Origin of the sequence: Pseudomonas sp. Wu6 (assembly GCF_019891515.1) — a bacterium.
GTDB lineage: Bacteria > Pseudomonadota > Gammaproteobacteria > Pseudomonadales > Pseudomonadaceae > Aquipseudomonas > Aquipseudomonas orientalis_A.
On the sequence record NZ_JAFLXH010000011.1, the window covers coordinates 134,187 to 152,341 of the forward strand.

19 protein-coding genes are annotated in these 18,155 nt (G+C 61.7%); 5 read left to right on the plus strand and 14 right to left on the minus strand.

The features are described from left to right. Positions 1-18 precede the first annotated feature (18 nt). Positions 19-942 (plus strand): type VI secretion system-associated lipoprotein TagQ, encoded by a 924-nt coding sequence (gene tagQ / locus J1G34_RS10465; protein WP_065898080.1) that lies wholly within the window; start codon positions 19-21, stop codon positions 940-942. Positions 943-1,066: 124 nt separating this feature from the next. Continuing rightward, on the plus strand, positions 1,067-1,441 hold the full coding sequence (locus tag J1G34_RS10470) for a hypothetical protein (protein WP_057723695.1): 375 nt from the start codon (positions 1,067-1,069) through the stop codon (positions 1,439-1,441). A gap of 73 nt (positions 1,442-1,514) precedes the next feature. Here the strand turns inward: J1G34_RS10470 and J1G34_RS10475 are convergent, their stop codons facing one another. The 7 genes from J1G34_RS10475 to exbB form a co-directional block, all read right to left on the minus strand. Continuing rightward, positions 1,515-1,760 (minus strand): DUF6124 family protein, encoded by a 246-nt coding sequence (locus J1G34_RS10475; protein ID WP_065893979.1) that lies wholly within the window; start codon positions 1,758-1,760, stop codon positions 1,515-1,517. A 504-nt stretch (positions 1,761-2,264) separates the two neighbouring features. Then, on the minus strand, positions 2,265-3,665 hold the full coding sequence (locus J1G34_RS10480; protein ID WP_222993981.1) for an aminoacyl-tRNA deacylase and HDOD domain-containing protein: 1,401 nt from the start codon (positions 3,663-3,665) through the stop codon (positions 2,265-2,267). A 206-nt stretch (positions 3,666-3,871) separates the two neighbouring features. After that, on the minus strand, positions 3,872-5,947 hold the full coding sequence (recG, locus tag J1G34_RS10485) for an ATP-dependent DNA helicase RecG (protein ID WP_065886936.1): 2,076 nt from the start codon (positions 5,945-5,947) through the stop codon (positions 3,872-3,874). A gap of 8 nt (positions 5,948-5,955) precedes the next feature. Next, entirely contained in the window at positions 5,956-6,876 is a 921-nt protein-coding gene (locus J1G34_RS10490) for a hydrogen peroxide-inducible genes activator (RefSeq protein ID WP_057723306.1), read from the minus strand. A gap of 157 nt (positions 6,877-7,033) precedes the next feature. After that, on the minus strand, positions 7,034-7,780 hold the full coding sequence (locus J1G34_RS10495; protein WP_065886937.1) for an energy transducer TonB family protein: 747 nt from the start codon (positions 7,778-7,780) through the stop codon (positions 7,034-7,036). Then, positions 7,777-8,202, minus strand: coding sequence for a TonB system transport protein ExbD (gene exbD, locus J1G34_RS10500; protein ID WP_003195519.1), 426 nt, complete (start codon positions 8,200-8,202; stop codon positions 7,777-7,779). The genes J1G34_RS10495 and exbD overlap by 4 nt, the downstream gene beginning before the upstream one ends. Positions 8,203-8,208: 6 nt before the next feature. Further along, the gene (exbB, locus tag J1G34_RS10505; protein ID WP_065893977.1) at positions 8,209-9,180 is read right to left on the minus strand and encodes a tonB-system energizer ExbB; all 972 of its coding nucleotides are present in this window, start codon (positions 9,178-9,180) and stop codon (positions 8,209-8,211) included. A 190-nt stretch (positions 9,181-9,370) separates the two neighbouring features. Between exbB and J1G34_RS10510 the strand changes: the two genes are divergently transcribed. Next, entirely contained in the window at positions 9,371-10,222 is an 852-nt protein-coding gene (locus J1G34_RS10510) for an SDR family oxidoreductase (RefSeq protein ID WP_065898083.1), read from the plus strand. Positions 10,223-10,409: 187 nt separating this feature from the next. Here J1G34_RS10510 and J1G34_RS10515 read toward each other — a convergent pair whose 3' ends face one another. The 6 genes from J1G34_RS10515 to J1G34_RS10540 all read right to left on the minus strand — a co-directional run bounded on the left by J1G34_RS10515 (position 10,410) and on the right by J1G34_RS10540 (position 15,718). Then, positions 10,410-11,150 (minus strand): hypothetical protein, encoded by a 741-nt coding sequence (locus tag J1G34_RS10515; protein WP_065893975.1) that lies wholly within the window; start codon positions 11,148-11,150, stop codon positions 10,410-10,412. Between the two features lie 56 nt (positions 11,151-11,206). Continuing rightward, complete coding sequence (locus J1G34_RS10520) at positions 11,207-11,587, minus strand: RidA family protein (RefSeq protein ID WP_003176922.1); 381 nt, start codon at positions 11,585-11,587, stop codon at positions 11,207-11,209. A gap of 39 nt (positions 11,588-11,626) precedes the next feature. Beyond that, the gene (gene spoT, locus J1G34_RS10525) at positions 11,627-13,732 is read right to left on the minus strand and encodes a bifunctional GTP diphosphokinase/guanosine-3',5'-bis pyrophosphate 3'-pyrophosphohydrolase (RefSeq protein WP_058424246.1); all 2,106 of its coding nucleotides are present in this window, start codon (positions 13,730-13,732) and stop codon (positions 11,627-11,629) included. A 60-nt stretch (positions 13,733-13,792) separates the two neighbouring features. After that, a complete protein-coding gene (gene rpoZ / locus J1G34_RS10530; RefSeq protein ID WP_003176920.1) occupies positions 13,793-14,056 on the minus strand; it encodes a DNA-directed RNA polymerase subunit omega in 264 nt (87 codons plus the stop codon). Between the two features lie 167 nt (positions 14,057-14,223). Further along, the gene (gene gmk / locus J1G34_RS10535) at positions 14,224-14,844 is read right to left on the minus strand and encodes a guanylate kinase (RefSeq protein WP_003213284.1); all 621 of its coding nucleotides are present in this window, start codon (positions 14,842-14,844) and stop codon (positions 14,224-14,226) included. Positions 14,845-14,854: 10 nt separating this feature from the next. After that, complete coding sequence (locus tag J1G34_RS10540; protein ID WP_065886942.1) at positions 14,855-15,718, minus strand: YicC/YloC family endoribonuclease; 864 nt, start codon at positions 15,716-15,718, stop codon at positions 14,855-14,857. A gap of 289 nt (positions 15,719-16,007) precedes the next feature. Between J1G34_RS10540 and rph the strand changes: the two genes are divergently transcribed. Both rph and J1G34_RS10550 read left to right on the plus strand, forming a co-directional pair. Continuing rightward, positions 16,008-16,730 carry a ribonuclease PH gene (gene rph, locus J1G34_RS10545; protein ID WP_222993983.1) on the plus strand — a complete coding sequence of 241 codons (723 nt, stop codon included), beginning with the start codon at positions 16,008-16,010 and terminating at the stop codon, positions 16,728-16,730. A gap of 22 nt (positions 16,731-16,752) precedes the next feature. Continuing rightward, the gene (locus J1G34_RS10550; protein WP_065893974.1) at positions 16,753-17,121 is read left to right on the plus strand and encodes a DUF4870 domain-containing protein; all 369 of its coding nucleotides are present in this window, start codon (positions 16,753-16,755) and stop codon (positions 17,119-17,121) included. Positions 17,122-17,344: 223 nt separating this feature from the next. On the opposite strand, the gene J1G34_RS10555 is transcribed toward J1G34_RS10550, so the two are convergent. Continuing rightward, entirely contained in the window at positions 17,345-18,124 is a 780-nt protein-coding gene (locus tag J1G34_RS10555; protein WP_003195493.1) for an exodeoxyribonuclease III, read from the minus strand. Positions 18,125-18,155 lie beyond the last annotated feature (31 nt).

Below are 18,155 nucleotides of genomic sequence, written 5' to 3' on the forward strand. Positions count from 1 at the left end.
TTAATAGAGATCACACCTATGCTTTTTTCCCGTAAGTCGGTTTCCAAGCGTCACCTGCTGCTGATCGCGGCCGGTTTCAGCACCGTGCTGACCGGTTGCGCTACGTCGCCTGCGTCCAAGGTCGCGTCGAGCACCAAGGTCGAGTACTACCCGAACTGCTACGAGCCGGTGCAGCACCTGCGCGCCACCGATTCGAACATGACCAAGTCGGTCGTGACCGGTGCCGCTATCGGCGCGGCCGGCGGTGCATTGCTCGGCGCCCTGACCGGCGACAAGGAAAAGCGCGGCCGTAACGCGGCTATCGGCGCAGCGGGCGGTGCCCTGGCGGGCGGCGCGGCGGGCTACTACACCGAGCGTCAGAAGCAGATCGCCGATGACAACCAGCGCATCGCTTCCTACTCCACCGACTTCAACAAAAGCGCCTCCGACATCGACCGCAGCACTGCCTATGCCAAGGCTTCGCAGCAGTGCTACCAGAGCGCATTCACCAAGCTGGTGGCAGACCGCAAGGCCAAGGCCGTCAACGACACCGAAGGCCGCAAGCGCCTGGCGGAAATCGTGGCAGGCTTGAAGGAATCCAACGACCTGATCGTTGCGGTCAACGGCAAAGCCAGCGAAGACCTGAACAACTACACCCAGGCCTACGAGAAAGACCTGCAGCAAGTGGGTGTGCAGCGTAACGACGTGGTCACCGTCGCCACTGCCGACACCACACCGGTCGCGCCGCCGGCCAAAGGCAAGAAAGTCGTCAAGCCGCCGAAAAAGAAAGTGCTGCCAGTGGTGCCAAAAGAAGCGGTGACCACCGAGAAGAGCATCCAGACCGTGCAGGCCAAGCAAGCTGAAAGCAAGCAGGTCGCCAGCGCCGGCAAGGCTCAGCTCGAAGGCAGCTGCCGCGATCCAAACCTGGCCGACTGGGCGCCGGTGCCTTGCCCTAACGTTTAAGCAACATGTTGCTATAAGCGTTAAACGCCAACCGATCTCCCGCTAAAGCGCGAGATCGGTGGCGTTCTCTTTGCAAATCGTTACACTGCTGCGGCCACTCAATAATTACACCGAGGCCGTGTGCATGAAATTTCGTCTTCTCCTGTGGGTGCTGGGCCTGATGATGGGCAAAGCCAGCCGCACCAATCCCGCCTTTCAGCAGCAGCTGGGTGACAAAGACCTGGCCTTCCAGTTGCAGACCCTCGACGGCAAGGTTGCCCGTCACTTCATCGTCAAAGACCAGCGCATCACCAGCCACTCGGGCGTACACCCGACGCCGGCGTTCGCGATTGCGTTCAAGGATGCCGCCTACGGCTTCGCCACGATGCAGGCCAAGAACAAACAGCTGGCGTTCATGACGGGGATTCAGGACAAGTCGATCCAGATCAAGGGCAACCCGGCGCTGGTGATCTGGTTCCAGGGGTTGACCAAGTATTTGAAGCCGAAGAAAAAGAAGTAGGCCTGATCGTTCCCACGCTCTGCGTGGGAACGCCGCTTTGGACGCTCCGCGTCCGCTCTCAGAACTCGATCAATTAGGCCAGTTCAGCTTGCCCCGAGACCGTGACTACTCGATCAGCCAGCAACTGTGCCAGTTCGATTAACTGCGTAACGCCCAGCAGTTCCTCTCGTTTCGGTCCTTCAAGGTCAAAGGCCAGGTCGCAACTCAGCGCATTGGCCGAGGCGAGTGTTTCGCTGAGGTTGACCAACAGATCTTCAGTGCTGATTCCATCGGCCACGGTAAATAGCCGCACGGGGGGATTTGGGGTGGGTTTGATCATGGTGAAACTCCGGAGATATTAAAGGAGCTGCCATTGATCGCCGCGACGCGATGGGGGTGGCAGCTGTACGCAGGTTCGCGGACCGACTCTCCAGAACATCGGCATACCCGAAGGTATCCCGCGCACAGCCGCCATAGCGCCGCACAGTAGACGACAAAAAAGCGCCAACTGAAAGGACACGATGACGCTTTGGCGTCTGAAGAAATACGGGCCGCGACGCCCGACCGCTGTGTGTGCAGCGGTGTACGGAGACTAGAGATTGAGTGTCCTAGGGACAACCTCAACGCCTTGTAAGACGTTTCTGTTTTCCCAGTACCTGGCCGAACGGACAGTTATTTGGCTTTGCGCCAGCCAAGCTGAAGAAAAAGAAGTAGGCTTTCAGGGAGGCCGAGTTGGATTCATCGGGGGCAAGCCCCCTCCCACAAACGGCCATATTCCAAGGCCGGAACGCGATCAAATGTGGGAGGGGGCTTGCCCCCGATAGCAGTTTTACAGGCTACCGATTCAGCCCTGACTGAACTGGGAGGCCAGTTCGCGGAGCAGCACCTCGGCATCCAGCACCTTGCCCACCACTTCCTCAGCCTTCTCACGGCTCAAGCCCAGGCGCTCAAGCAGCGCATCCGGAATCGCCTCATCCGGCCCGGACCCAATCCCCCGGCTACGCAACAGGCGCACGGCCAGGCATACCAGGTTCGGGTATTCAGCGTACTGCCCGTCATAGGTGGGGTCGTGCTGGAAGCGCAGGGCGGTGGACAGCTCGTCCGGCATGTCCCAGTAGCGCATCAACCACGCACCGATCTGTTCGCGGCTGATACCGAGCAGGTGTTGCTCGACATAGCTGTGGCACACATGCGGGTTGACCTCCAGGTGGCGGCAGATCAGCGAGAAGTGTGGCGGGAATACGTGGGCCAGCAGCAGGTAGCCGAAGTTATGCAGCAGGCTGGCGAGGTAGGTCAGGCCGGCTTCGGGGCGCTGGGCGCGGGGCATGGCGCGGGTCAGCCCTTCAATCACGGCGGCGGTGTAGATTGATTGGTGCCAGTACGGCGTGGACTGGTGCGGGCGGTCCTTGGGCAGGCTCAGGGTTTTACCCAGGGCCAGGCCCAGCGCCAGGTTGATCACCAGATCGAAGCCCAGCACCCGCACGATGGCGTCTTCCACCGAGCGGATCTTGCCCGGCGAAGCGTAGTAGGGTGACGCTGCCCAGCTCACCACCTGGGCGGCCAGGGCCGGGTCGGTTTCAACTACGCCGGTGATGTCATCGATGGTGGCGTTGGGGTCGACGCGCAGTTTGATGATCTTCTGCGCGGTATCGGCCAGCGGCGGGATCTCGATGGTCGCTTCCAGGCGTTGCTGAATACGGCGGGCGGTGAAGGCCTGCATCGCCTGGGTGATTTCCTCGCGGTCATCATTGGGGCGGTCGAGGTTGGGGCGAATCTTGCTCAGCGGCTCGCCGAACTGCGCGGCGCTGGCCTTGGTCAGCATGGTCTTGAAGTGCTCGCTGGCGATTTCCAGCAGCAGCCCGGCTTCGCCGGAATGCACCAACAGGCTCGACTCGTTGAGCAGGCTGCCTTCATACAGGCAAGGCGAACTGGTGAGTGGCGGCAGGCCCGGCAGCAGGTTCAGTTCATGTTTGCCCAATATGCGCTCAACGCGCTCCGGTGCCACGGCGGTGAGGCGGCGCCCGGTGAGTTCGGTAAGGCGGTTGAGGTCGAGCAACTGGCTCTGGGGGAACAGCACCATGAGCTCGCCCACAGCATCTTCGAGCAGTACCGCCTGGACCTTTCGCGCAGGGTTCAGGCCAGGCTGTTCGATGACTTCCGTGTAGGGAATGGCGAGCTTTGCGAGCAGCGCCCGAATGACCGGCGGGGCGGTCAGTGGGGCTGTAGCGAGGGCGACTTCTGACATGGCCTGATCCAATTTCGTACAGTCACCGAAGTATAACCAGCTTGTTACACCTGTTGGTTGACTAACTTCGGTTTGTGATCGGGTGCGCGGCCCTTGTAGGAGCGAGCTTGCTCGCGAAAATTGTTAACGATAAGGCTGGCATTCTGGATGACCGCGTCGTCAGGGTGGTTTTCGCGAGCAAGCTCGCTCCTACAGGGGGACGCGCGTCAGACCTGGCCGTATTGCTGCCCGTGTCGCAGCCAGCGGTTGAGCAACGGGCTGACATGCTCCGGCCAGCGCTCCAGCAGGGCTTGCGCTGCGTCGCGCACGGCGGGCAGCAGGTCGGCGTCGCGCATCAGGTCGGCGACCTTGAATTGCAACAGGCCGGTCTGGCGGGTGCCGAGCATTTCACCAGGACCGCGCAACTCGAGGTCTTTTTCGGCAATGACAAAACCGTCGTTGGTTTCGCGCATGATGCCCAGCCGTTGGCGGCCGATCTGCGACAGCGGCGGGTGATACAGCAGCACGCAATGGCTGGCGGCGCTGCCCCGACCGACGCGGCCGCGCAATTGGTGCAGTTGAGCCAGGCCCAGGCGCTCGGGGTTTTCAATGATCATCAGGCTGGCGTTTGGCACGTCCACACCCACTTCGATCACAGTGGTGGCCACCAGCAATTGCAGGTTGCCGGCCTTGAACTCGGCCATCACCGCAGCTTTTTCGGCCGGTTTCATCCGGCCATGGATCAGCCCCACCTTGAGTTCGCCCAGGGCGCTGGTGAGGTCTTCATAGGTGGTTTCGGCGGCCTGGCAGGTCAGCTCTTCGGACTCTTCGATCAGCGTACACACCCAGTACGCCTGGCGGCCTTCGGCGCAGGCGCCGCGCACCCGCTCGATCACTTCGACGCGCCGCGTGTCGGTGACCAGCACGGTGTTGACCGGCGTGCGGCCGGGCGGCAGTTCGTCAAGGATCGAGGTGTCGAGGTCGGCGTAGGCGCTCATGGCCAGTGTGCGTGGGATCGGCGTGGCGGTCATGATCAACTGGTGCGGGTTCATGCGCCCGCCCACGCCTTTCTGGCGCAGGGCCAGGCGCTGTTGCACGCCGAAGCGGTGCTGTTCGTCGATGATCACCAGCGCCAGGTTCTTGAACTGCACTTCGTCCTGGAACAGTGCATGGGTGCCCACCACCATGGGCGCGCCAGCGGCGATTTGCTCGAGGGAGGCCGCGCGGTTCTTGCCCTTGAGCTTGCCGGCCAGCCACGCGACTTCCAACCCCAGCGGCTCGAGCCAGCGTTTGAAGGTGATGAAGTGTTGTTCAGCGAGAATTTCCGTGGGTGCCATCAGCGCGACCTGGTAACCGGCTTCCAGGGCCTGCAAGGCGGCGAGGGCGGCGACCACGGTCTTGCCCGCGCCCACATCGCCCTGGATCAGGCGCAGCATGGGTTCCTGCTGGCTGAGGTCGTAGGCAATCTCGTTGCCGACGCGTTGCTGGGCGCCGGTCGGTGCAAAGCCCAGGTTGGCCAGGTATTGCGCGGGCAGGCGCGTGGCCTTGGGCATCGCCGGAGCGCGCAGCGAGCGCATGCTTTCGCGCAGGCGCTGCTGGGACAGTTGATGGGTCAGCAATTCTTCGAAGGCCAGGCGATGCTGCGCCCAGTGATGGCCGAGGGCGAGTTCGTCGACATCGGCGTCGGCCGGTGGGTGGTGCAGGTAGCGAATCGCATCGGCCAGCGGTGCCAGTTGATAGTCGCGCGCCAGTTCCAGCGGCAGCCAGTCGGGCAGGCTTTGCGGGCCGAGCATCGTCAGGGTCTGCATGCACAACTGACGCAGGCGTTGCTGGGTGAGGCCTTCGGTCAGCGGGTAGATAGGCGTGAGAGTGGTGTCCACCGGCGGCGGTTCGTCGCCGGTTATGGCGCGGTACTCCGGGTGGTAGATCTCCAGGCCCGAGGCCCCCGGACGCGCTTCGCCGTAGCAGCGCACGCGGGTGCCGCGCTTGAGGCCTTCTTTCTGCGCATTGCTGAAGTGATAGAAACGCAGGCTCAGGCCGCCGGTACCGTCCTGCAGGCGCACCACCAGGCTGCGGCGCTTGCCCATGACTACGTCGGCGCCGCTGACAGTGCCTTCGATCACTGCGTCCTGGCCGGGACGCAAATGGCCGATGGGCACGACCCGGGTGCGATCCTGGTAACGCAGCGGCAGGTGGAACAGCACGTCCTGAAGGTTTTCCAGGCCGACCTTGGCCAGTTTCTCGGCCATGGCTTCACCGACACCCTTGAGTGCCGTCACCGGCACCTGCGACAGCTCTGTCATACCGTTACTTAGCTCGCAGCAGGCGGTTTGGCCACCGAGCACAGGCGGATCGAGTCGGCGAGGATCTCAATCGCCTTGGGGCGCGGGAAGCTGGCGCGCCAGGCGATGGCCACGGTGCGGAAGGGCACCGGTGGCGTGAGTGGGCGTACTTCGATCACGCCGGGGGCGTAGTGATGGCTGTCGACCGCCGACAACGGCAGGATCGAAATGCCCAGGCCGGAAGCGACCATATGGCGAATGGTTTCCAGGGAACTGGATTCCACCGTGGTGTGCTTGGCGCCGTCGTTGCCCTTGGTCAGGGTCGGGCAGGCTTCCAGGACCTGGTCGCGGAAGCAGTGGCCTTCACCGAGCAGCAGCAGGCTCTTGTCGTTGAGCAGACCGGCGTCGATGCTGTCCTTTTTGGTCCACGGGTGGGAGGCCGGCATCAGGACATAGAACGGCTCATCGTAGAGCGGCAGCGTCAGCACATCCGCCTCATTGAACGGCAGGGCGATGATGATCGCGTCCAGCTCGCCGTTGCGCAGTTTGTCGCGCAGGACGTGGGTGAAGTTTTCTTCGATATACAGCGGCATCTGCGGCGCGACGCGGTGCAGTTGCGGGATCAGGTGCGGGAACAGGTAGGGGCCGACGGTGTAGATGGCGCCGACCTTGAGCGGCGCGGTCAGCTGGTTCTTGCCGGCCTGGGCCAGTTCGCGAATGCTTTGCGCCTGCTCCAGCACTTTCTGGGCCTGGGCAACGATGCCTTCGCCCACGGGGGTGAGGCGCACGGCGCTTTTGCTGCGCTCGAAAATCAGTACACCGAGTTCGTCTTCAAGCTTTTTCACGCCCACCGACAGCGTCGGCTGGCTGACGTGGCAGCGCTCGGCCGCGTGGCCGAAATGCTGTTCCTGGGCGAGGGTCACGATGTAGCGTAATTCTGTAAGAGTCATAGCGGGCGTCCATGAAGTTGCGGGCCAAGCATACCGGCTGCAATCGATAGACGCACGTTATCAGAACTTTGCTGGGGATTGAGCGTGGAGTGACGGAATTTTGCTGAAGCGAGCAAGCGAATGTGGGAGGGAGCTGGCCCCTCCCACATCGCTTGAGCTAGCGGCGCCGCTTGTCGATGTTGTAAACGAACGGTGCGACGAGTTCCACACTGCCGTTTTTCAACAGGTCGGCTGGCGGTTTGGGCAAGGGTTGAGCTTTGCGGATCATGTCCAGCGTCGCGCGGTCCAGGTCGGCGTTGCCGGAGCGGCCTTCCAACTCATAGGACAGCACATTGCCTTCGCCATCAACCACGAAGCGCAGGCGGTTCATGCCTTCCTTGCCACGCTGCTGCGCGCCCGGCGGGTACTTCTTGTACTTCTGCAGGTGTGCCAGCAGGGTACTTTGCCAGGATGCCTGGGCGGCCATCTGTTGTGCCGATGGGCCGGGGGCGGGCTGCGCTGATTTTTGCGCAGGCGCGTTGCTCGGCGGGGTTTCGCTCGGTGGCTCCTCGGAAGGTTTTTCCTTGGGCGGCTCGGGCTTCTTCTCCACCGGCTTGGGCGGTTGAGGCTTGGGCTTGGGCTTGACCGGCTTGGGCACCTGGATCGTTGGCTTGGGCGCCTCGGCCAGTTTCGGCAGAGGCAGCTCCTCGACCGGTGGTGGCGGTGGCGCAACGACCTTGGGCGGTGCCGGAGGCGGCGGTGGCGCCGGCAAGGGTGCCAGGTCGATGACCATCGCGGCCGGCGGCAACTGGATCGCCTGGGGCGCGGACCATTGGAGCGCGATGATGATCGCGACGGCATGCACGCCCAGCACGACTGCGAGGCTGGTGCCATAACGCGTCAGTTTGTGGCGCGTCGTGATCATTTCTTGGCTGCCGTCTCAAGTCCGACCAGGCCTACCTTGAGGTAGCCGGCTGCCCGTAGGGCATCCATCACGCTCATCAGGTCGCCGTAGTCCACGCCCTTGTCGGCCTGGAAGAAGATCGTCGTGTCTTTCTTGCCCTGGGTCTTGGCGTCGAGCACCGGCCCCAGGGTTTCAGCCTTGACTTCTTCTTCACCCAGGAACAGACGTTGGTCCGCTTTCACGCTGAGGAAAATCGGCTTCTCCGGCCGTGGCGCCGGCTTGGCGCTGGAGGCGGGAAGGTCGACCTTGATATCCACGGTGGCCAACGGTGCGGCCACCATGAAGATGATCAGCAGCACCAGCATCACATCGATAAACGGTGTGACGTTGATTTCGTGGTTCTCGACGAGCTCGTCGTCGCCTTGATTCAAATGCAGGCCCATGGCCGATTACCCCACTTTCACCATGTGCGGTTGCGAGCTGCGCTCGGTAGGCAGGTGATCGAGGTCGCGGCTGACCAGCAGCAGGACTTCTGCCGAGGCATCCGACACCTGGGCCTTGTAGCCGGCAATCGAACGGGCGAAGACGTTGTAGATCACCACCGCAGGAATCGCGGCAACCAGGCCCAGGGCGGTCGCCAGCAGGGCTTCGGCGATGCCGGGGGCGACCACGGCGAGGTTGGTGGTCTGGGTCTTGGCGATGCCGATAAAGCTGTTCATGATGCCCCACACGGTACCGAACAGGCCGACGAAGGGCGCAGTGGAACCGATGGTGGCCAGCACGCCGGTGCCGCTGCTCATGTTACGGCCGCAGGCGGCAACCAGGCGCTCAAGGCGGAAGCTGACACGCTCCTTGATGCCTTCTTTTTCGCGGGTGTTGGCCGACAGGCGCATTTCTTCCAGCGCGTCGTGCACCAGGGTATTGGCCAGGGTGCCCTTCTTGGTCGCGGTTTCACTCGCTTCCTTGAGGGTGGTGGCTTTTTTCAGGTGGACGATTTCAGTGCGCAGACGACGCTTGGCGCCCAGCAGCTCGAAGCCTTTGGCGATCCAGATGGTCCAGGTAATGATGGAGGCGATGGCCAGGCCGATCATCACGGCTTTCACCACCCGGTCGGCGTTCTGGTACATGCCCCACGGGGACAGGTCGTGTGCCATGCCCAGGGTGTTGTCTTCTTCCAGCACTACGCCGGTTTCGTCGGCAGGTGCTGCAGCCGGGGCCTGGTCGGCGGTTGGCGCGGCGGCTGGAGCAGCCGGAGTGGCGGCGTTCTGCTCGGCAGCGGCTGGAGCGGCAGGTGCGGTTGCATCAGCGAAAGCGGCGGTCGGCGCCAGCAGTATGCTGAACAGCATCGCAGCAATCGCACGCCAGGCGCGGGATGGGCTGTGAGGCTTGGTTGGCGAAGCGGGGTTTGTATTACGTGTCATGCTGGCCGGACCTGAGTGAAAATAAAGGGTTGATCGTCCTGCCAGACCCCTGTGGGCCGAGGACAAATGGGTGGTTATTATTGCAAGTAATTCTTGTTAACTAAAGTGGCACTGTTACTTTATTTCGCTTTTTACTGGCCGTTGATCCTCTCGCGCGGCTAATCTGGGCCTTTGAGAATGGAGTTTTACGATGTCTGCGCCTTCTGTTGTGATTGTCGGTTGCGGTGATGTGGGTAGTCGGCTGGCTAGCCAATTGCTGGCCGGAGGATGGGAGGTTCATGGCCTGCGCCGCGATATTTCACGCCTTCCCGAGGGCGTTATCGGCATTGCCGGCGACCTGTTCAATAAAGACTGCCCTGAGACCTGGCCGATCGGTGGGGTGGATTACCTGGTGTACTGCGCCGCAGCCACTGACCACGACGAGGCCGGCTATCGCGCAGCGTATGTGCAGGGTTTGAAGCATGTGCTGGAGTGGCTGCAGGATTACGGCCAGGCGCCCAGGCATCTGTTGTTCGTGTCCAGCAGCAGTGTGTACGGGCAGCAGAATGGCGAGTGGGTCGACGAAACCTCTGAAACCCGGGCCAAAGGTTATTCCGGCCAGGTCATGCTCGAAGCCGAGCAGGTGGCGCTCAACAGCGGCATCCCGGCAAGCGTGGTGCGATTGACCGGCATTTACGGCCCGGGCCGTGAGTGGCTGTTGACCCAGGTTCGCCAGGGTTACCGCGTGGCGATCGACCCGCCTTTATATGGCAACCGGATTCACGCGGATGACGCGGCGGGTTTGCTGGCGTTTTTGCTGCGTCATGTGGAGCAGGGCGGTTCGCTGGACAAGGTCTATATCGGCGTCGACGACGCGCCCGCACCCTTGGCCGAAGTGGTGGGCTGGTTGCGTGAGTATCTGGGCGTGACAGAGTGGTCCGAGGACGCCAGTGTGCGGCGGGCGGGCAGCAAGCAATGCAGTAATGCGCGGGCCAAGGCGCTGGGTTGGGCACCGACCTATCCGACTTACCGTGAAGGGTATGCCGCTATTTTAAAAGGCTGAATACGATTAAAGAGTTAAGCGTACACCGCCATCTGTAGGAGCGAGCTTGCTCGCGAAAAACTCACAGGCACCGCGTTCATTCAGAAAGCACGCGTTATCGTTGACGTTTTTCGCGAGCAAGCTCGCTCCTACAGACCGGCATTAGGGCAAGCCCCCTCCCACATTTAGCTGCGTATCTGGTCGGTTATTACTTTTCAAGCAACCATTGGCGAGGGCCAGGCGTGAACTGCGGCACTTCATCCGCTTGCGCCGTGTTGATCGCCTGGAAAATCTCCAGTTGCTTGCCCTTGCGCGCAAAGATCCACGGATTGCCCACGCCGTTCAGTTGCAGCCAGATGCTGTCATAACCGCCGCTCATCGAGGCGCAATCGCCCGCCAGGCACAGGGAATAGCGGTCCACACCAGGCAGGCCGACAATCTTGCCATCAGCCTGGAATTGTACGGTGGCGCCATTGCCGACACCGTCGGTGATCTTCCAGTCCCCGCCCATGTAGGCCGCATACAGCGCCCGTTCGAAGTTGGCGCCCAGTGGCGCGCCCTCTGGAGCCGGGTCCTTGGGGCGCATGAACAGTTGCTCAGGCTCATTGTCGTTGGCCACCTGCAGCAGCTTTTTGCCTCTGCGCTTGAGTTCGGTGGCAGCGCTGCCGTAGAACTCCACGCTCCAGGCGCCGGGCTTGTCAGTCAGCAACTTGCCTTCCGCTACTTCAAAACCGTTGTAGTAGCGTGCCTGCAAGGCCTTGGTGTTGACCTCCCATTCCAGGTTCGGGCCAAAGGTCTGCAAGGCTTCGCGCAAAGGGCCGCCCTTGGCTGCCGCATCGATGGCGGCCTGGTTGACCCAGGTCCCGCTGACATCCAGATTGGCAGGGTTGCTGGCACAGCCGCCGAGCAGCAGGGCGAGCAACGAAGAGGCTACAAGCGCTTTGCGCATGACTAAATCCTTCTGAAACAAAGTCGGCGCAGCGATTGAAGCTGCGCCGGGTGTCTTTACTCGATGACCAGAATCGCGTCCATTTCAACCTGCGCGCCCTTTGGCAAGGCAGCAACACCGATGGCGGCGCGGGCCGGGTACGGCTGTTCGAAGTACTTGCCCATGATCTCGTTGACCTTGGCGAAGTGGCTCAGGTCGGTCAGGAAGATGTTCAGCTTGACGATGTCCTTGAACGAGCCGCCGGCCGCTTCAGCCACGGACTTGAGGTTTTCGAAGACCTGTACGGTCTGTGCTTCGAAGCCTTCCACCAGTTCCATGGTCTTTGGGTCCAGCGGGATCTGGCCGGACATGTAGACGGTGTTGCCCGCCTTGATCGCCTGGGAATAAGTACCGATGGCGGCCGGGGCTTTGTCGCTGGTGATTACTGTCTTGGTCATGAATGACTCCTTGTAATGGGCGATGGCTTGTTGGCAGGGTTATGCACGCATGCGGGTGATGCGAATCACCCCGGTCAGCGCGCGCAGCTTCTTGATCACGCGGGCCAGGTGCACGCGGTCGTGCACGCTGACCACCAGCTGGACCACGCTGATGCGCCCATCGCGTTCGTCCATGCTGATTTTCTCGATATTGCCGTCGGCCGCGTTGACGCTGCTGGCCAGCAGGGCGATCAAGCCGCGCTGGTGCTCCAGCTCCACGCGCAGCTCGACGTTGAATTCGCCGGTAACATCCTTGGCCCAGGAAAGCTGGATGCATTTTTCCGGGTTGTGGCGGATTTCGGTGATGTTGCGGCAGTTGTCCAAGTGCACCACCATGCCTTTGCCCGCCGACAAGTGGCCGACAATCGGATCGCCCGGGATCGGTGTGCAGCATTTGGCGTAGCTGAGCACCAGGCCCTCGGTGCCGCGAATTGCCAGCGGGCCTTCCGGGCTTGGCAACTGTTCGCCTTCGCCGAGCAGGCGGCGCGCAACCACGTAGGCCATGCGGTTGCCCAGGCCAATATCTTCCAGCAGGTCTTCGATGGTTTCCTGGCGGTACTCGTGAAGCATCGCTTGCACGCGCTCCTGCGGGATCTTGTCCAGGGCGCTGTCGAAACCGTTGAGGACCTTGTTCAGCAGGCGTTCGCCCAGGCTGATGGACTCGGAACGGCGCTGCAGTTTCAAGGCGTGGCGGATGTGCGTGCGCGCCTTGCCGGTGACCACGAAGTTGAGCCAGGCCGGGTTCGGGCGCGCGCCGGGTGCACTGACGATCTCGACCGTGGAACCGCTCTGCAGCGGTTCGGACAGCGGCGCGAGGCGACGATTGATCCGACAGGCAATGCAGCTGTTGCCCACGTCGGTGTGCACGGCATAGGCAAAGTCGACCGCTGTGGAGCCTTTGGGCAGCTCCATGATGCGGCCTTTGGGCGTGAACACGTAGACCTCGTCCGGGAACAGGTCGATCTTCACGCTTTCGATGAATTCCAGGGAGTTGCCGGCACGTTGCTGCATTTCCAGCACGCCCTTGACCCACTGGCGGGCGCGGGCGTGGGTGCCCTTTGGCTGCTCATCGCCGCTGGACTTGTACAGCCAATGGGCGGCGATGCCGTTGTTGGCCATCTCTTCCATTTCGCGGGTACGGATCTGGATCTCGATCGGTACGCCGTGCATGCCGAACAGCGTGGTGTGCAGCGACTGGTAGCCGTTGGCCTTGGGGATCGCGATGTAATCCTTGAAGCGGCCGGGCAGGGGTTTGTACAAATTATGTACAGCGCCCAGCACGCGGTAGCAGGTATCGACCTTGTCGACGATGATCCGGAACGCATACACGTCCATGATCTCGTTGAAGGCCCGGCGCTTGCCGCGCATCTTCTTGTAGATGCCGTAGATGTGTTTCTGCCGTCCGCTGACTTCGCCTTCGATCTCATCGATCGCCAGGCAATGGCTCAGGGACTCTTCGATCTTGTTGACGATTTCCTTGCGGTTGCCCCGGGCGCGTTTGACCGCCTGGTAGATGCGCGCCGAGCGCATCGGGTGCATGGCCTTGAAGCCGAGGTCTTCGAACTCGATACGAATGGCATGCATGCCCAGCCGGTTGGCGATGGGCGCGTAGATTTCCAGGGTTTCCTTGGCGATGCGCCGGCGTTTTTCGCCGGAGAGCACTTCCAGCGTGCGCATGTTGTGCAGCCGGTCGGCCAGCTTGACCAGGATCACGCGGATATCGCGCGCCATGGCCATGGCCATCTTCTGGAAGTTTTCCGCCTGGGCTTCGGCCTTGGTCTCGAAATTCATCTGGGTCAGTTTGCTGACCCCGTCGACCAGTTCGGCCACGGTTTCGCCAAATTGCGCGCTGAGCGCTTCCTTGGCGATGCCGGTGTCTTCGATCACGTCATGCAGCATCGCGGCCATCAGGCTCTGATGGTCCATGTGCATGTCGGCAAGAATATTTGCCACCGCAAGAGGATGGGTGACATACGCCTCACCGCTACGACGGCGTTGGCCGTCGTGGGCTTGTTCGGCGTAGAAATACGCTCGGCGGACCAGGTTGACCTGGTCGGGGCCGAGGTAGGCCGATAAGCGATCGGCGAGGGCGTCTATGCTCGGCAAAGTGTGAACTCCTGCCGAAGGCTGTGACCCCGCGCCGTGCTACGTCGACCAGGCATAGGCTTAGACGGCCTCGTTGGACTCGTCCTCGAACGCTGCAAACAGCGGTTCGTCTTCAACGATTTCAGCGTTGGCGATGAACTCGTAGCTCATCAGGCCTTCAGCGATTTCGCGCAGGGCCACAACGGTAGGCTTGTCGTTTTCCCACTGGACCAGGGGCTCTTTGCCGCCAGTGGCCAGTTGACGGGCACGCTTGGTAGAGAGCATGACCAGCTCAAAGCGGTTATCCACGTGTTCTAGGCAGTCTTCAACGGTTACGCGGGCCATGGTATTCCTCGGAGCGAATGCAAGATGCGCGCTGCCCGGTTGGGCGAGCGGACTGAGCAGTTTAAAAAATCACCAGCGTTTAGGGAAGCGCTGATTTTTCTCAGGCCCTCGCAAAACCGCTACAAGTGCCAATGTAAAGCCCTTGCAGCCATTTTGGGAAGGGCCAATCAACCGAGCAGTTCGGCGAGTAATTTGCCGAAACGCTGCTGTTGGCGCTTTTGCTGCAGCTGATTGGCGCGGAAAATCGCCTTCAAATCGTCCAGCGCGTGGGCAAAATCGTCATTGATGATCAGGTAGTCGTAGTCGACGTAGTGGCTCATTTCGCTGACGGCTTCACGCATGCGACCTTCGATGATCTCGTCACTGTCCTGGCCGCGGTTGGTCAGGCGCTGGTGCAAGGCTTCAAGCGAGGGCGGCAGGATGAAGATCGAGCGCGCCTTGGGCATCAGTTGGCGTACCTGTTCGGCGCCCTGCCAGTCGATTTCCAGAATCAGGTCATGGCCTTCATCCAGCGTCTGCTGCAGGTGGCTTTGCGAGGTGCCGTAGAGGTTGCCGAACACTTCGGCGCGCTCCAGGAAGTCACCGTGTTCGATCATCTTGACGAACTCGGTACGCTCGACGAAGTGATAGTGCACGCCGTTCACTTCACCCGGGCGCATGGCGCGGGTGGTGTGGGAAACCGAGATGCGGATCTGCTCGTCAGCGTCGGTCAGGGCCTTGACCAGGCTGCTCTTGCCCGCGCCCGAGGGGGCGGAAATGATGTAAAGGGTGCCGGTGCTGTGGGTCATGGAGGTTGCCTTACTCAATATTCTGTACTTGTTCGCGCATCTGCTCGATCAACACCTTGAGGTTGACCGCCGCCGTGGTGCTGCGCGGATCGAACGCCTTGGAGCCGAGTGTATTGGCTTCGCGGTTGAGTTCCTGCATCAGGAAGTCCAGGCGCCGACCGGCGGCACCGCCGGACTTGAGCACGCGGCGCACTTCGAGGATGTGGGTGCTCAGGCGATCGAGCTCTTCGGCAACGTCGCTCTTCTGGGCCAGCAGCACCATCTCCTGCTCCAGGCGCACGGGGTCGAGGTCGGCCTGCATGTCGGCGAAGCGGTCCAGGACCTTCTGGCGCTGGGTGGCGAGCATCTGCGGTACGAGTTCGCGCAGGGTGACGACGTCCGCTTCGATCGACGTCAGGCGCTCGTTGATCAGGCGGGCCAGTTCGGCGCCTTCGCGTTCACGGCCGGCCTTGAGTTCGTCCAGGCCCTGGGTGAAGAGTGCCAGCGCCTGGGCGTTCAAGGCTTGCGGGTCGGCGGCGTCGGCCACCAGCACGCCGGGCCAGGCCAGGACTTCCAGGGGGTTCAGCGCGGCGGGCTGCTTGATCAGGCCGGCAATGGTTTCGGCGGCGGCGACCAGTTGCGCGGCGCGGTCGCGGTCGACCTGCAGCGGTTTGCCGGTGGTTTCTTCAGTAAAGCGCAGGGTGCATTCCAGCTTGCCGCGGGAAATACCCTGGCGCAACGCTTCACGTACGGCGCCTTCGAGGTCGCGGAAAGACTCGGGCAGGCGTAGATGCGGCTCCAGGTAACGACTGTTGACCGAGCGCAATTCCCAGCTCAGGGTGCCTTGGGCGCCGGCTTTTTCGACACGGGCAAAGGCGGTCATGCTGTGCACCATGGAGGTACCTCGCGTTGGAGAAATAGAGATTGGCCAGGCCGACCTGTAGGAGCGAGCTTGCTCGCGAAGAACTCCAGGGCGCCGCGTTAAATCAGGAGGAGCGCGTGATCGTTGACGTTTTTCGCGAGCAAGCTCGCTCCTGCACAGTAACGAAGGGGCGCGATTGTAGCGCAGTGGGGCGAGCACGCCCAAACGCGCGTATTCGTAACCGGATTTTTAGAAGTGCCCCGAATCGGCTGGCGGCTCTATAATGCTCGGCAGTTTTTCGTCCTCAGTACAGGAATTCCCTATGAAACGTCCAAGTGGTCGCGCTGCCGATCAGCTCCGCTCGATCCGCATCACCCGCAACTACACCAAACACGCCGAGGGGTCCGTACTGGTCGAGTTTGGTGATACCAAGGTGATCTGCACCGTCAGCGTCGAGAACGGCGTGCCGCGTTTCCTCAAGGGCCAGGGCCAGGGTTGGTTGACCGCCGAGTACGGCATGCTGCCGCGCGCCACGGGCGAGCGTAACCAGCGTGAAGCCAGCCGTGGCAAGCAGGGCGGGCGTACCCTGGAAATCCAGCGCCTGATCGGCCGTTCCCTGCGCGCGGCCCTGGACATGTCCAAGCTGGGCGATGTGACCCTGTACGTCGATTGTGACGTGATCCAGGCTGATGGCGGCACCCGTACCGCGTCGATTACCGGCGCCATGGTGGCCCTGGTCGACGCACTGAAAGTGATCAAGAAGCGCGGCGGCCTCAAGGGCGGTGACCCGCTCAAGCAAATGATCGCCGCCGTCTCGATCGGCATGTACCAGGGCGAGCCTGTGCTGGACCTGGACTACCTGGAAGACTCGGCCGCCGAGACCGACCTGAACGTGGTCATGACCAGCACCGGTGGTTTCATCGAAGTGCAGGGCACCGCCGAAGGCGCGCCATTCCAGCCGGCCGAGCTGAACGCCATGCTGGCCCTGGCCCAGAAAGGCATGACCGAAATTTTCGAACTGCAGAACGCCGCACTGGCTGACTAAGCCGGTCCTCAGGAGAAGCGCGATGAATGACAGCCAGTTACCGGTTCCGGCACCGTCCAGGGAAGTACGCCAGTTGGCGATGTTGTGTCATTTCGCCGCGTTTGCAGGGCTGGTATTCCCCTTCGGCAGTTTGTTGGGGCCGTTGATCCTGTGGCAGTTCAAGAAGGACGTGGACCCGCTGATCGATGATCAGGGCAAGGAAGCCCTGAACTTCCAGATCACGGTGGCGATCGCCTGGCTGGTGTGCCTGTTGCTGGGCTTCGTGGTCATCGGCTTTTTGTTGATGACCGTGCTGGTGATTGGCGCGTTGATACTGACGATCATTGCCGGTATCAAGGCGAATAAGGGCATCGCCTACCGTTATCCGTGGACCTGGCGTCTGGTGAAGTAAACGGTTGCCCACAAAAAAACCGACATCACTGTCGGTTTTTTATACCCGGTTTGATCGTTCCCACGCTCCGCGTGGGAATGCCGCCCGGGACGCTCCGCGTCCTGCTGTAAGCGAAAATCCGGCATTTGCGTAATGGTGACGCGGAGCGTCACGGGATGCATTCCCACGCAGAGCGTGGGAACGATCACATCACTGTCGGTTTTTTTGTGCCTGGAGAAAGACCTCAGATGGTCAAGGTCCAGTCGTAGTCCACGATCAGCGGCGCGTGCTGAGAGAAGCGCGGCTGGCGCGGCAGGCGTGCGCTGCGCACGAAACGGCGCAGGCCCGGGGTCAGCAACTGGTAGTCGAAACGCCAGCCCAGGTTGAGCATTTCGGCCTGTTCGTTATCCGGCCACCAGCTGTACTGGTCGCCTTCACGGCTGACTTCGCGCAGGGCGTCGACATAGCCCATGTTGCCGACAATCTCGTCCATCCAGGCCCGTTCCGGCGCCAGGAAGCCCGGGGATTGCTGGCTGTCGCGCCAGTTCTTGATATCCAGCTTCTGTTGCGCCACGTACAGCGAGCCACAATAAATGTACTCGCGACGTTTGCGTCGCTGTTTATCCAGATAACGGGCGAAATCGTCCATTAGCTTGAATTTCTGGTTCAAGTCTTCATCGCCGTTCTGCCCCGAAGGAAGCAGCAAGGTCGCGATGCTGACCTTGTCGAAATCGGCTTGCAGGTAACGCCCATAGCGGTCGGCTGTCTCGAAGCCGAGGCCGCTGATGACCGCCTTGGGTTGCAACCGCGAGTACAAAGCCACGCCACCTTGGGTGGGCACTTCGGCATCGCAGGCATAAAGGAAGTAGCCATCCAGTTGGAAGGCTGGGTCGTCCAGTTCAAAGGCGGAGGCGCGTGTGTCCTGCAGGCAGATGACGTCGGCATTCTGTGCTTGCAGCCAACTGAGCAAACCACGCTCGACTGCAGCCTGAATACCATTAACGTTCACACTGATGATCCGCATAAATGGCCCCAAAAATCGCGTGCGTGTATGA

What these genes read in the sequence shown, in the direction of transcription:
- tagQ (WP_065898080.1), top strand. Translation starts at nt 19, where the DNA reads ATGCTTTTTTCCCGTAAGTCGGTTTCCAAGCGTCACCTGCTGCTGATC.
- J1G34_RS10470 (WP_057723695.1), top strand. Translation starts at nt 1,067, where the DNA reads ATGAAATTTCGTCTTCTCCTGTGGGTGCTGGGCCTGATGATGGGCAAA.
- J1G34_RS10475 (WP_065893979.1), bottom strand. Translation starts at nt 1,760, where the DNA reads ATGATCAAACCCACCCCAAATCCCCCCGTGCGGCTATTTACCGTGGCC.
- J1G34_RS10480 (WP_222993981.1), bottom strand. Translation starts at nt 3,665, where the DNA reads ATGTCAGAAGTCGCCCTCGCTACAGCCCCACTGACCGCCCCGCCGGTC.
- recG (WP_065886936.1), bottom strand. Translation starts at nt 5,947, where the DNA reads ATGACAGAGCTGTCGCAGGTGCCGGTGACGGCACTCAAGGGTGTCGGT.
- J1G34_RS10490 (WP_057723306.1), bottom strand. Translation starts at nt 6,876, where the DNA reads ATGACTCTTACAGAATTACGCTACATCGTGACCCTCGCCCAGGAACAG.
- J1G34_RS10495 (WP_065886937.1), bottom strand. Translation starts at nt 7,780, where the DNA reads ATGATCACGACGCGCCACAAACTGACGCGTTATGGCACCAGCCTCGCA.
- exbD (WP_003195519.1), bottom strand. Translation starts at nt 8,202, where the DNA reads ATGGGCCTGCATTTGAATCAAGGCGACGACGAGCTCGTCGAGAACCAC.
- exbB (WP_065893977.1), bottom strand. Translation starts at nt 9,180, where the DNA reads ATGACACGTAATACAAACCCCGCTTCGCCAACCAAGCCTCACAGCCCA.
- J1G34_RS10510 (WP_065898083.1), top strand. Translation starts at nt 9,371, where the DNA reads ATGTCTGCGCCTTCTGTTGTGATTGTCGGTTGCGGTGATGTGGGTAGT.
- J1G34_RS10515 (WP_065893975.1), bottom strand. Translation starts at nt 11,150, where the DNA reads ATGCGCAAAGCGCTTGTAGCCTCTTCGTTGCTCGCCCTGCTGCTCGGC.
- J1G34_RS10520 (WP_003176922.1), bottom strand. Translation starts at nt 11,587, where the DNA reads ATGACCAAGACAGTAATCACCAGCGACAAAGCCCCGGCCGCCATCGGT.
- rpoZ (WP_003176920.1), bottom strand. Translation starts at nt 14,056, where the DNA reads ATGGCCCGCGTAACCGTTGAAGACTGCCTAGAACACGTGGATAACCGC.
- gmk (WP_003213284.1), bottom strand. Translation starts at nt 14,844, where the DNA reads ATGACCCACAGCACCGGCACCCTTTACATCATTTCCGCCCCCTCGGGC.
- J1G34_RS10540 (WP_065886942.1), bottom strand. Translation starts at nt 15,718, where the DNA reads ATGGTGCACAGCATGACCGCCTTTGCCCGTGTCGAAAAAGCCGGCGCC.
- rph (WP_222993983.1), top strand. Translation starts at nt 16,008, where the DNA reads ATGAAACGTCCAAGTGGTCGCGCTGCCGATCAGCTCCGCTCGATCCGC.
- J1G34_RS10550 (WP_065893974.1), top strand. Translation starts at nt 16,753, where the DNA reads ATGAATGACAGCCAGTTACCGGTTCCGGCACCGTCCAGGGAAGTACGC.
- J1G34_RS10555 (WP_003195493.1), bottom strand. Translation starts at nt 18,124, where the DNA reads ATGCGGATCATCAGTGTGAACGTTAATGGTATTCAGGCTGCAGTCGAG.